The sequence below is a fragment of the Synergistaceae bacterium genome (genome assembly GCA_031272035.1).
GTDB lineage: Bacteria > Synergistota > Synergistia > Synergistales > Aminobacteriaceae > JAISSA01.
This window is the reverse complement of sequence record JAISUO010000069.1, coordinates 1-12,512: the sequence shown is the minus strand read 5'-3', so window position 1 is coordinate 12,512 and position 12,512 is coordinate 1. Positions and strand designations below refer to the sequence as shown.

11 protein-coding genes are annotated in these 12,512 nt (G+C 51.0%); 1 reads left to right on the top strand and 10 read right to left on the bottom strand.

Annotated elements, in window-relative coordinates; all coding sequences use genetic code 11:
* Positions 1-28: 28 nt before the first annotated feature.
* From LBR61_08395 to LBR61_08350, 10 genes are all read right to left on the bottom strand, one after another.
* Positions 29-1,534 carry a S1 RNA-binding domain-containing protein gene (locus LBR61_08395; GenBank protein ID MDR1732098.1) on the bottom strand — a complete coding sequence of 502 codons (1,506 nt, stop codon included), beginning with the start codon at positions 1,532-1,534 and terminating at the stop codon, positions 29-31.
* Between the two features lie 23 nt (positions 1,535-1,557).
* The gene (gene ispH / locus LBR61_08390; GenBank protein ID MDR1732097.1) at positions 1,558-2,397 is read right to left on the bottom strand and encodes a 4-hydroxy-3-methylbut-2-enyl diphosphate reductase; all 840 of its coding nucleotides are present in this window, start codon (positions 2,395-2,397) and stop codon (positions 1,558-1,560) included.
* The gene (gene miaA / locus LBR61_08385; protein ID MDR1732096.1) at positions 2,398-3,348 is read right to left on the bottom strand and encodes a tRNA (adenosine(37)-N6)-dimethylallyltransferase MiaA; all 951 of its coding nucleotides are present in this window, start codon (positions 3,346-3,348) and stop codon (positions 2,398-2,400) included.
* 256 nt (positions 3,349-3,604) lie between these two features.
* Positions 3,605-4,723 carry an ATP-binding protein gene (locus LBR61_08380; protein ID MDR1732095.1) on the bottom strand — a complete coding sequence of 373 codons (1,119 nt, stop codon included), beginning with the start codon at positions 4,721-4,723 and terminating at the stop codon, positions 3,605-3,607.
* Positions 4,724-4,875: 152 nt separating this feature from the next.
* Complete coding sequence (locus LBR61_08375) at positions 4,876-5,667, bottom strand: DUF169 domain-containing protein (GenBank protein ID MDR1732094.1); 792 nt, start codon at positions 5,665-5,667, stop codon at positions 4,876-4,878.
* A gap of 51 nt (positions 5,668-5,718) precedes the next feature.
* Positions 5,719-7,521 (bottom strand): hypothetical protein, encoded by a 1,803-nt coding sequence (locus tag LBR61_08370; protein ID MDR1732093.1) that lies wholly within the window; start codon positions 7,519-7,521, stop codon positions 5,719-5,721.
* Positions 7,522-7,560: 39 nt separating this feature from the next.
* Complete coding sequence (locus LBR61_08365) at positions 7,561-8,088, bottom strand: LarC family nickel insertion protein (GenBank protein MDR1732092.1); 528 nt, start codon at positions 8,086-8,088, stop codon at positions 7,561-7,563.
* Between the two features lies 1 nt (position 8,089).
* The gene (locus LBR61_08360; protein ID MDR1732091.1) at positions 8,090-9,370 is read right to left on the bottom strand and encodes a TRAP transporter large permease; all 1,281 of its coding nucleotides are present in this window, start codon (positions 9,368-9,370) and stop codon (positions 8,090-8,092) included.
* 25 nt (positions 9,371-9,395) lie between these two features.
* Positions 9,396-9,884 carry a TRAP transporter small permease gene (locus LBR61_08355; GenBank protein MDR1732090.1) on the bottom strand — a complete coding sequence of 163 codons (489 nt, stop codon included), beginning with the start codon at positions 9,882-9,884 and terminating at the stop codon, positions 9,396-9,398.
* Positions 9,885-10,246: 362 nt separating this feature from the next.
* Positions 10,247-11,074: a DctP family TRAP transporter solute-binding subunit gene (locus tag LBR61_08350; GenBank protein ID MDR1732089.1), complete on the bottom strand. Its 828-nt coding sequence runs from the start codon at positions 11,072-11,074 to the stop codon at positions 10,247-10,249.
* 247 nt (positions 11,075-11,321) lie between these two features.
* Here LBR61_08350 and LBR61_08345 point away from each other — a divergent pair.
* Positions 11,322-12,512 (top strand): PLP-dependent aminotransferase family protein (locus LBR61_08345; protein MDR1732088.1); only part of this gene is annotated, 1,191 nt, incomplete at its 3' end.

The window sequence follows — 12,512 nt, the reverse complement described above, 5'->3', positions numbered from 1 at the left end:
AAGGTTCCGATTGAACGCAAGCCGGGTGTCACTGCGTGATATTCTGGTCCTTGAAGAGATCCGCCATGGTGTAGTTGGCTTCTTCTTCCTGCAGAACCCGATTGTGTTTCTCCTGCTCGGTCCGGGCCGCCGCACGTTTTTTATTCTCTTCCTCCCGGGAGGCGCGAAGCCCTTCTTCCTCGATGGCGCTGATGGATAAACGCATTCTCCGCTGCTCGGGGCTGATTTCAATAATGCGCGCCACCACGTCCTGTTTCTCCTGCAGAACGTCGCCGGGCTTTTCCACGCGCTTCGTGCTGAGCTGAGAAATATGGATCAGGCCCTCCACGCCGTCCTCGACTTCGACAAAAGCGCCAAAGTCAGCCAGACGCACGACTTTAACCTGAAGCTCCTGTCCTTTGGAGTAACGCTGGTCGATATCCTTCCAGGGGTCGTTGAGCTGCTTGTAACCCAGACTGATCCGGCGCTTGTCCACATCCACGTCCAGCACCTGAACCTGAACCTCCTGCCCCTTCCGGAAGACTTCCTTCGGATGGCGAATTCGGGCCCAGCTGATGTCTCCGATGTGAACAAGTCCCTCCACTCCGGGTTCGATCTCGACAAAAGCGCCAAAATCGGTGACGTTCGTGACGGGGCCAAGGATGACCTCGCCCTTTTTGAGGCGCTCCACCACCGTGTTCCAGGGGTCGCCGCCCACCTGCTTCATGCTCAGGGAAATGCGGTCGCTCTCGCGGTCGATGCCGATCACTTTGACGGTGACTTTGTCTCCCTTCCGGAAAGCGTCCTTGATGCGCACGCTGCGCTTCCAGGAAATTTCGCTCATATGCACGAGGCCGTCCACCGCGCCGATGTTGACAAATACGCCAAAGTCCGTCAGGCTGCTGACTTCTCCCTCGATGACGCTGCCCTCCGCCACTTCCTCGTAAAACTTTGCGCGCTGCTGGGCCATTTCCTTCTCCACCAGAGATTTTCTGGAGAAGACGATTCGGTGTTTTCGGCGATCTTTTTCAAGCAATTTAACATCGAAAACCTCGCCCACAAATTTGTTGAGGTTCACACCCCGACCGTCAGCAGCGAGATGAGAGATGGGGATGAAGCCCTCCAGACCGCAGCAGTCGACCATCAACCCTCCCTTGACCTTACGAAGGGCTTTGACCTGTATAACCTCGTTCTGGGCGAGTTTATCTTCAAATTCAGCCCACCGCCGGTCAAATTCATGGCGCCAGCGGCTCAACAGAAGTTGCGCCTCTTCTCCCTCGCGGATGCTGACCACCTGAACCTCGATGCTGTCGCCAACTTTCGGTTTTTCAGCATCTCCGACCAAAATACGGTGGGTCCACTCCTTCGCGGGAAGATACCCTTCGCATTTGTAACTGACGTCTACCAGCCATCCGTTTTCTGTTTCTCCAATGACGGTACCCGTCCTTACTTCACCCTTATGAAGATCCGACAGAGCAATCTGCTCCATCATACTTTCCATCGTTTCCTGTGCCGCCGACTCGTGTACCGTTTCGTTATCCATGACCTGATCCATTGCCACCCAGCCCCCCTGATTGCCTACATTCTCGCGATTTTGTTACGAACTTCGTTAATGAGCCACTGAGGCGTACTCGCCCCCGCGGCAATTCCTATGCGGTCTTTCCCTTCTGCCCACCTCCCGTCCAGCTCTTCGCTGCTTTCTATCCAAATAACGTCCACATCGCCGGTTTGGGCAATATCCCGTAATTTTGCCGTATTGGCGCTGTCCCGTCCGCCGACGATAACGATTCCATCTACTGCGTCCTCCGACAGACTGCGCACCGCGGTCTGCCGCTCCACCGTGGCCCTGCAAATGGTGTTGCAGACGTATAATTCCTTTGTTTTCCGCACGAGAACGGAAGCGGCCTCGGTAAGGTTTTCTTCTTTTTGGGTTGTCTGGGAAATCAAAGCAATTCGCGGACGCGGGGAAAGATTCTCTGCCTCGGAAACATCGGTTATCACTTCGATCGAACCATCGACATAGCCCATAATCGAGCGTATTTCAGGATGCCGCGCATCTCCCAGAAGAACGACATGAAAACCCTCCGAGGAAAGTTTTTCGGCATACATCTGCGCCTTGCGCACGAAAGGACAGGTCATATCGACCACCTGCAGGCCCTTTTCCCGAAGCGATTCAAAAACCGCGCGGGGTTCTCCGTGGGCGCGTACAAGAACCGTCACTCCGGGAGGAATGTCATCCACCGTTTCCGCCACCTTCAGCCCCATCTCCGAAAGACGGGCCACCTCCTGGGCATTGTGGATCGGCATACCGATCGACCAAACCTCCTCTTTCGCCGCCAGCGCATATACAATCGCGTCTACTGCCCGACGCACGCCAAAACAAAATCCGGCGTGATCGGCAACGATAACTTCTTTCACTTAAGTTTTGCCTTCCAGATGTCTCGACATCTCTTCTAAAATACGGCGCATCAATTCGCTGCCGTTTAAAGCAGAAGTATCATACCACAAGGCGGGGCTAAATTTACCAAACCAGGTCATCTGTCTGCGACAAAATGCCTTCGTCCTCCGAATGTCCCCCTCAAGGGCCTCCTCCATCGTCATCGTCCCGCGATACCAGGCGGCAAGTTCCCTGTAACCGAACCCCTGCATCGAGGGGAATCGCTCGTCGAATCCCTTTTCGATCAGCCAGGCCACCTCCTCGGGATATCCCGATGCGAACTGCTGCCGCACCCGGGCCGCGATGTTTTCGAAGAGCTCCTCCCGGGGCCGGTTCAGGCCAATGTACAGCACATCCATGGAAGAACGGGTTTTCTCCCCTTCCTCGTAGAGCTTCGAAGGAGGCCGCCCCGTCAGCTCGTAAATTTCCAGCGCCCGGGAAACCCGCCTCACGTCGTTGGGATGAAGTCGCTCCGCTGTGACCGCATCCACGGAGGCGAGCAGCCGATGCAGGTTTTCCGGCCCGTCCGTCTCCGCCATTGCCTCGAAACGGCCCCGAATCCGGGGATCGGCGGGCAAGTCCGCGTTCAGCACCCCGTGAAAGAGGGCGTTGTAGTAAAAGGGCGTTCCCCCCACAAACAGAGGGACATGCCCTCTCTCTCGAATGCGTCGGACCGCCGATTCCGCCAGGGTCACAAAAGACGCCACTGTGAAGGTTTCGTCGGGATCCGCCACGTCGATGCCGTGATGCAGAATTTCGCGGCGGACCTCACGGGAAATTTTGTCCGTTCCCACATCCATATAACGATAGACCTGACGCGAATCCACCGAAATGATCTCCGCGCCCAGTTCCCGCGCAAGGTCCAGACTCAACATCGTTTTTCCCACAGCCGTCGGCCCTATAACGGCAACCGCGGGAAAGCGATCCATCATCTGAAAATTCGTCCTTCAAAAGCTTTCAAAACTCATCCCCCAAAAAAACTGATTCAAAAAACTCTTTCAGGAACAAAAACTTGCTTCACCTTAGTATATAAAGCTCTTTCACGCAAGTGCGGTTTTTCGGATTCAGTTCAGTTTTCTTTCCCTGATTTTCTTTTTCCGGCGGGGACAAACAGTCCTCCGACTGCGTTGGAGGTTCATGACTGCCGCTGGGCCTCATTTGGGATCATTGTCGGTGAGGAATGGCAGTTCACCGCACGAAGTCGATAAAGTTCGTCCTGTTGACGATTTCGACCTGGCGCGTCCCGTAATTTTCCACAAAAGAACGCGCGCCGGCGGAGATTTTGTTTTTGTTCCATTTGAACTCGTAAGGATAAAGCGCGCCGTCGTGTTCTTCTACCAGATCGATCTCCCCCGCTCCTTTCCGGCGCCAGAAATACAGCGTCTTGTAAAGCTGATGGTTCTGGTTGTATTTCAACCGTTCGCTCATCATCAGATTTTCCCACAAACCGCCCACGTCGCGGCCAGTTTCAGGGGCGGCGAAATTGCCTGTGAGGGCGGAAATGATTCCGTTGTCGAAGAAATAAATCTTTTTGCCTTTTTTGATTTCGTTCCGCATATTTCGACTGAACGACGGAAGGCGGAAAACGATGAACGCCTGCTCCAGGAGACGGATGTAACTCGCCACGGTGTTTTTGTCCGCGCCGGTCAAACCGCCGATTTCCGTCAGGGAGATTTCACTCCCCGCCTGAAAGGCGAGCGCGCGCAGAATGTTCGAGAGGACCTCCGGGTTTTTGACGCTGCCGAATTTGAAAACATCGCGGTACATATAGCTCGTTGCCAGCGCGGTGAGTTTTTCCCGCGCGTCGGCGAAAGATTTTGCCGTGACTATCTCGGGATAGTTTCCATAGATCAGGCGGCTCTCCAGGTTTTCAAACAGGACGCGGTTGCCGGACGTCTGAGCTATTTCGTTGAAGCTGAGCGGATACAAAAAGTATTCGTAGTGACGTCCGGTCAGTGGTTCGTTTATTTTGTTCGCCAGGTCGAAGCTCGACGACCCTGTGGCGATGATGTGCGTTTCCGGGTACGCGTCGACAAAAATCTTGAGGGCGCGACCGATGTTCTGCACGGTCTGCGCTTCGTCCAGCACGATCACGTCCCCCGTGCCGAAGAAATTTTTCATCCGCGCGGCGCTGTGCGAGGCGAGCGTCTCGGCGACGGACGAGTCTTCGCAGTTGAAAAAATTTTTTTCGTCGCCGCACTCGCGCAGGATTTTTTTCGCCAGCGTCGTCTTGCCCGTCTGCCGCGGCCCGTAAAGGACGATGATTTTCCCGTTCTCGAACAGGCGGTTCCTGATGCTTTTTTCCAAATCCCTCGAATATATTTCCATAATGAGGGTATTTTATCAGCTTCATTCACCAAATATCAAGCTATTCGGTGAATGGTTTCACCAAAAAGCTCATTTTTCGGTGAGGAAAATTATTAAAAACCGTTCCAGCTTTTACTGTAATTCACACTTTATCACTGCGACTCCATGTACGCTGCGAGCTTTTCGTAGGTGGAGGGCCACCTGGGCTCCAGGTTGACGCCCGCTATGGGTGTGGGAATTCGAGCCACGCCGCCTTTGTGCGTCTCGATAACGCCCTCAATGAATGACTGAAACTGTGAGGATGGAACCGCAAAAGCCAGTTCCTCGTCGGAAGTGAGAGCAAAGACCCGTTCGCCTCCTCCCGGAGCGATGACGTTGCATTTCTGCTGCGTCAGAGGTACGGTTATTTCGCCTCCGCAGGCTCCCCGTCCGGAAAAACGCGATTCGATGTACCCGCCTTCGTGGTAGAGCGCGCCCTGCACCATGCGGACGATCTGAGCGGCGTTACCGTAGAGGATGATCACGTCCGGCTCGAAGGCGGCTCGATGCAGCGGGGCCACAAGGATCGCGCCGGTATCCGCTTTCGGCATTTTAGGCGTCGTCTCCTGAGTCCTTTTCGCCGCCTCCATATTGCTGACATAAAGAGGATAGACCACGCTGCCGTCCTTAATGAAATCCGGCTCTTCCGCATATCCCAGAATGACCTGAGCCAGCGGACAGGCCTGGTCCTTTTTGGACAACTGAATCACGCTGCCCAGTTTCCGCGCCATCGTAACGGCCTGACAAACCGCCAGTCGATGCCCGAAATCCTTCAGCGGGGCCTTCGCTCTGCATTCCGGCGGCACGGACTCCCCTTTCCTGTACACTTTGACGGCGACCGGAAAGGTTGCTGTACGCAGATACTCGCTGACCATTCTGTTCATTTCCTCACAAATATCAGACACAAAAATCCCCTCCTTTTGAACTGACGATAAGAACAGGCCTTTCTCAACAAATTATGAAACGGAACCCGATAACGTAAAATTCATAATATTCACGGCCAGTTCTCCGATTTTACGGGCCGGAGCTTTTGCACCGGGAATGGAGGCTGTAATATAGGCGGCCTTTTCTGCAATTTCCGCAGCTTCCGCAGGTTCATGCAACTTCAAAACACAGGCCACCGCTACCGGAACTACGATGTTCAACAGATTGTTGCCGCTGAGTACAATTTCCGCACAGGGAGGACAGGCAGGCGGAATGGCCCACAGTAAGTCCGGCAGTTCTCCAAGGACCGCTTTCGGGATGATGTCGTTGGCCAGGCCCTTCAGCACAGTCGTTTTTCCGTCTGCTGTGACTTCAATATCAAAATAGGGGTCGAAAGACAGATAGCGGGTTGCCAGTTTGCTGATTTTTCTTCTGGCTGCCGGACGAATCGTGAGAATTTTGACGGAGATCTTTTTTCCCAGTTTTTCGGAAAGAATTTTTGCGGCTCCGGCCTCGATAGTTGCTTTCCGCTCCGCTTCCAGCGAGGCGACCACTTCCTCCAATTTTTTACCGGAGGAGAGTTCGTCATAAGCAAAAGAAGCCCGGCGGAAAATTCCCTGAGCGAGCGCAGGGTAAGCGCCATCCAACAATACGTCCGTCACAGGCCCCGGTTTGATTTCCGCAGCTTTTTTCGCTACAAAATAAATGTTGCACAACGCGTGCTCGGGGCTCATATTGCTGCCGATTCGTTCTTCCACCCAGGCTTTTTTCGCCGCTTCCTTATCTCCCCTGAAATGCAGCAGAGCTTTCATTGCCACCACCGCATACCCTCCCAGATGTCCCAGGGGAGAATTTCCCGCACCCCCGGAAGAACCGGCAATTCCCTCTCTGAACGCCGCCATGATCTCGCTCAGTGCCATCATGCCAATGACGGAAGGTCCTCCGACATCTTTCAAAATCAAACCCAAATCGCCGATAAGCCTCGCCGTGTCATATTCTTCATCGATTCCCTTAATGTGAAGTTTTTCGGGCAAACCTGCGGTTTCCGCCGCGGTCTTGCCCGCAAGATAAGCTGTATTGATTTTGCCGTAAACGCCGTGTTCTTCCGCCACTTCCGCATCGGGATGGACGATCTCCAGAATGGCGGCCGCGCCGAACAACGCGCAGGTGAAGGCGTGAGGAGCCATCCCGGCTCCGGCACAGGCATCCATCATGGCTTTGGTTCCGATTTTAGCGCCATTGATTGCCAAATCCGGAAAACAATAATCTTCTCCCAGGGCACTGTGACCATAAAATGGGCTTACACCTACATTTAAAGGCAATTTATATCCGTTGATCCGCGTCAGTTTCCCCTCCCACATGGCCTGATAAATCGCCTGAACTGCCGCAAATCCGGAAATTTTACTCCCCATTTTTGCCGTAGGGATCGTAGCCACCCCGCACCGGTCCGCCCCTGCGGCAATTCTCGCTATGGCTCCCAGTTTTCTGTTGCCGGCGGGTATTCCGACCTGAGCCGCCGTCCCGGCCATGTAGATCATCACAGCGGAGATCAGAGCGGCGTTGGCTCCGTCGCATCCGGAATCTTTCGCTGTCTGAACGACTTTTTTCATCACGTCGTCCAAAGGAAGAGTCTGTACGTTCGCATTGCTCAGTTTTGTGTCCATTCCGCTCAAAATGGACTCCGCGATAACGTTGCCTGTCGTGTGAATGGCCAAATTCAGCATACCGTGCCCGGCCTTCAGAGATTCGATCCGGTCGCAGGTCATGTTGCAGACATCTGCTGCCGTCGCCATCACCGCCGCGGATATAATTTTATCCCTGTCCATGTTCTTCATGTCGATCCTCCTCATCTTCAGTGCAGTTTTGGCACACTTTCACGCAGAACGAGAGCCGAACTCTATAGAAGGTTCTTTTTCTTCCGAAGAAAACGCCGCGGACAATTTGCGTTTGATTTCAATGACTCCAGGGAGGGAAACAAGTCCGGCTTTCAGCAATAATCTGAGTGAAAGGCAATCTTCCTGTTCCGGCCGCCACTGCGCCGCTCCCTCATCCCATTTTGCCCTGGCGACAAATGAAAAAGAACTGCCGGGAGTACTTACGCAAAAAGTTCGCTTCATCTCCTTAGCCGGAATATAACAATGATCTGAATTCAGGCGATGCCAGCCCGTTACGCTCAACTCCCGCACGATGGCTTCCTCCAGATTTTCCGTTTCGGCCTGGGAAGCGTCAATCAAAAAAATGTAAGCCGGTCGATTCTTTTTCGTGATTGTGGGAATGACCTGCACGTTTCGCGCGCCGGATTCATAGAGAATACCGATAGCAACACCAATATCCTCGCCTGACAGGTGATCCGTCTGCACAAGGAACAGGCAGCCTTCTTTGTGATGAATAAGACTTCTCATCTCACTTCACTCGAACCGCTTCAGGCAGCCATGTACTGAGGAAGGGCAGATAAGTGATGAGCAACAGAGAAATGAGGCTGCTGAACACAAATCGAAGGGTTTGATAAGAGATTTCCTTCAGTCCCACTCCGGAAATGTTGCAGGCCACAAACAGGTCAAGTCCCACCGGCGGAGTAGCCATTCCGATAGCCAGGTTGACTGTCGCAATCACTCCGAAATGCAGCGGATCAATGCCAAAATGCCTGACGACCGGCAATAAAATAGGAATAAAAATATACATCGCGGACCCCGTATCCAAAAAACAACCGGCAAGCAGCAGAATCAGATTGATAAGAAGCAGCATTAATACGCTGCTGTTGGTAAGTCCGATCAAATTCTGGGCAATCCTGGCTGCCAGCTGGCTGGTGGTGAGAATCCAGGCAAACACCGAAGCGTTGGCTATGACAAACATGATCACAGCTGAAGAAATGCCCGCATCAACGAACAGTCGCCACAAATCTTTCAGTTTGATTTCTCTATAAATAAAAACACCCACCAGAAGTCCGTATACCGCGGCAATGCCGGCCGCTTCCGTAGGGGTGACGAAGCCTCCGTAAATTCCGCCCAAAATAATAACCGGCGTCATCAATCCCCAGAAGGCATCTTTGAAAGCCTTCCAGCGCTCCCGCGCAGTGGCTCTTGATAAAGTTTTCAGTTTTGTTTCATTCCGCAGGGAGAACAGAGAACAGAAAATCAAAGCAGCGCCAAACAAAATTCCCGGAATGATGCCGGCTGTGAATAACCTGCCGATGGACACTTCCGCCAGCACGCCATAGATGACGAAAACGACGCTGGGAGGAATGATAATGCCTATATTACCCCCGTTGGCCACCAACGCGGCCGCCCAGTCTTTTTCGTAACCGGCGTTAAACATGGCCGGAATGAGTACGGGGCCCAGGGCCGCCACCGTTGCCGGGCCGGAACCGGAAATAGCGGCAAAAAAGCAGGAAACGAGAACGGTAACTATAGCCAAACCGCCAAAAATATGCCCCACCATCACCGAGGCAAATTTGATCAGTCTTTGAGATATTCCCGCTTTCTCCATGATAACGCCAGCCAGCACAAAAAAAGGGATAGCCAGAAGGCTGTACTTGCCGGTACCGGAGTACATGATGTTGGGAACGATCACCAGTTGAATATTGTTGTACAGAATAGCTCCCACAGACGAGAGCCCTAAACATATGGCAATGGGCATTCCCAAAAATACAAAGAGAACAAAACAGCCGAATAAGATTATGGTCATCCGTTTCTTTCCTCCCTGTTCCAGCCTACCGCGTTTTATCCCGTCGATATTTTTCCAGATAAGCCTGTATTGTTCGAATACCAATGGCAATGCTGCCTGCCGGGATAATCAGCCCTGGAATCCACTCAGGGATTCTCATGGAGGCGCTGACACTTTTATACCTGTATAAATTTCGACATCGGCTCAGTCCGTAATAGAACATAATGCCCATGAGAGCCAGGGTAAGAACCAGAGTAGCGGTTTCCACAGCTTTTCTCATCTTAGGCGGAAATTTTTCGAGTAACATGTCAAATCCCAGATGGTTCCGGTATCTGGCTGCCATGGCCGCCCCCATGAAGCTGACAAGAATAAACAGCATCACACATAATTCTTCCGTAAATCCGAAAGAAAAATTGATCACGTATCGGCAAAGCACGTTCCCAAAATTGATGACGATCATAACGATCATGCTGAGGCCGATTACGATCTCCTCCAGGTGGCGGACGAAATACGCCAGCATTTTTACAACGGTCATAAACACGCCTCCTGTGAACGATCTTTTTGAAGAATTTTTCAATGAAAGACAATGAAAAACAATAAAAAACGAAGCGGAAATTCTGCTTTTGGAAAAGACAGACACACCCCACCGGCGGGGGCGAAATCGAACTCAAAATACTCCCTGCCGTTGAAGTGCCGCCGGCAGGGAGCAGTGATTATAAACACCTGTCAACAATGTTATTTTTTGGTATAACCAAAAGCCGCCCAAATTTTCGGGTCAATTTTGCCATACCATTTTTCATATACAGGTTGCACCGCCGCTTTCCACTGAGCCATTTCTTCCTCCGTCGGCCTGATGATTTCCATTGTTTCACTGAAAAGTTTGAGAATGGAGTCGTTTTACGAACGAACCAGTTGTTTATGATAGTTCAACGCTTCATAGGAGGCATTCTGGAAAAGAGTCTTTTCTTCATCGGAAAGGCGGGCCCAGAACTGCTCGCTGCAACAGAACAAAATGGGGTCGTAGACGGCATTCCATAAAGTGATGTATTTTTGCACTTCATTGATTTTATACGACCTGGAAACATCCAGAGGATTTTCATGGGCGTCGATGACTCCCTGCTGCAAAGCCGTAAATACCTCGCTCATGTTAATGGTGGTCGGGTTTGCCCCAAGAATTTCGAACAGGTCAAAAAACATGGGCATGGAGGGAATCCGGACTTTCAGGTTTTTCATGTCCGCCGGAACGCGGATGGCTTTAGGGCCGCTGGTGATTTGGCGATAGCCGGACTCACCCAGAGCCAGGGGGTGCAAACCATTTTCGGAAGCGAATTGAAACAAAGCCTCTTTGCCGGAACCGGAAAGAATTTTATCGACGGTTTCAAGGTCAGGCAGGATAAAGGGCATGTTCACCACCGTAAAGCGATCATCGAGAACGGTATGAATAACCATACCGCGGCAATCAAAATCCGTGGCGCCCATTTGGATCATTTCCAGAGCCTGGGTCTGGTTTCCCGCTGTCAACTGATCGCTGTTGTAAATCTGCACTTCGTATTTTCCGCTGGTTTTTTCTTCGATAATCTCTTTGAATTTGAGGAGTCCCTTGTACCACGTTGAATTTTCGGTAACCGGATTGGAAATTTTAATAACGACAGGCGCCGCACTGCTGCTGGAAATACCGAACATAAAACTCGAACACACAACCATCAGAGCGATTAATTTCTTCACACACTTTCACCCTTTCCCCATTTGTTTTTTAGATAATAAATTGACATCATTATGATAAAGCGGGTAAGCACAGGTCACTTATTTATAGATATTTTCCAATGATAACTCTATACTATTTTTATATATTTTCAAGAATTCAAAACTAGAAAGTGTTTCGATACAATTTTTCCAGTGCATAATAACAAAACAACAACTCTTGCCAAATCGGAGGTCAGAAATTTAAAGCAACGCTTCTTGGGGGTGTATGATGTTTTCTCATTTGGACTCCAGTGCGCATAAAACAAAAAATGACAGTCTGTATCTACAGCTCCATAACAACATTGAGCGCGAAATCATCAACGGAACGCTGCGTCCGGGGGATAAACTGCCTTCTTACAGGAGAACTGCGCAAAGATACGGAATAAACATTTCGACTGTCATTCACGCTTACGAAATGCTGGAAGAAACGGGCATCATCAGTATTGTTCAGGGAAGCGGCTGTTACGTCAAGGCCCTCCACCGCTCTCATTTTTTCTCCGAGAAAATTGTGCTGGAGAACTTCAATAAAGGTCAGGTATTCGAACAGCCTTTAATCAACTTTTCCAGTGCGACGCCGTACATCGACATTTATCCAACCCACGACTTCGAGGAAATTCTCATCGAGCTGGCAAAATCAGGGCTTTCTAAGAGTTTCGCCTATCGTGAAGCTCAGGGGAACTATCATCTGCGTCAGCGGCTTCGGGAATATTTCGAGGAACAGGGGGTGAAAACCCAACCGGAATGTATACAGATATTAAACGGCAGCCAACAGGGGATCGACCTGCTGTGCAAATCGATAATTGACCCCAGCAGCGTCATGCTGGCAGAAAATCCCAGTTATACGGTAGCGCTCAATACCTTTACGAGAGCGGGAGCGACAATTCTTTCCATACCGGTAAACGAAGAAGGAATGGACATAAAGAGCCTGGAGAGAATACTGGAGAAAAGAAAAATACATTTTTTATACTGTATGCCCGTTTTTCAATGCCCCACCAGCGTATGTCTCTCTGAAGCAAACAGCTTTCGATTGATGGAACTTGCGGAAAGACACAATTTTCTTATCATCGAAGACGACTGCCAGTCAGAAATTTACTTTGACGAGAAACCTCATGCACTTTTAAAATCCAGAGACACCAACGATCGAGTCGTTTACCTGAAATCATTTTCAAAAATTCTTATGCCAGGATTGCGTCTGGGTTGCATGATCCTGCCCAAAAAACTGGTCGATCGGGTCGTTTCCGCGAAATTTTATTCCGATATTTCATCTCCCGACTTACAACAGCAGTGTTTTGAACGTTTTCTGCGAAAAGGGAAGATGTCGGTGTATTTAGAAAAATTGCGCGCTCATTTTCGGAAAAAATATGACCTCATGAAAAACCTGATCGAAAAATCTGGCGTGCTGCGAGTCCGTTACGTTTCA

Bases quoted from the DNA above. Each gene is read 5' to 3' on its own strand.
- LBR61_08370 (MDR1732093.1), bottom strand. From the start codon at position 7,521: ATGAAGAACATGGACAGGGATAAAATTATATCCGCGGCGGTGATGGCG.
- LBR61_08355 (MDR1732090.1), bottom strand. From the start codon at position 9,884: ATGACCGTTGTAAAAATGCTGGCGTATTTCGTCCGCCACCTGGAGGAG.
- miaA (MDR1732096.1), bottom strand. From the start codon at position 3,348: ATGATGGATCGCTTTCCCGCGGTTGCCGTTATAGGGCCGACGGCTGTG.
- LBR61_08365 (MDR1732092.1), bottom strand. From the start codon at position 8,088: ATGAGAAGTCTTATTCATCACAAAGAAGGCTGCCTGTTCCTTGTGCAG.
- LBR61_08360 (MDR1732091.1), bottom strand. From the start codon at position 9,370: ATGACCATAATCTTATTCGGCTGTTTTGTTCTCTTTGTATTTTTGGGA.
- LBR61_08395 (MDR1732098.1), bottom strand. From the start codon at position 1,534: ATGGATCAGGTCATGGATAACGAAACGGTACACGAGTCGGCGGCACAG.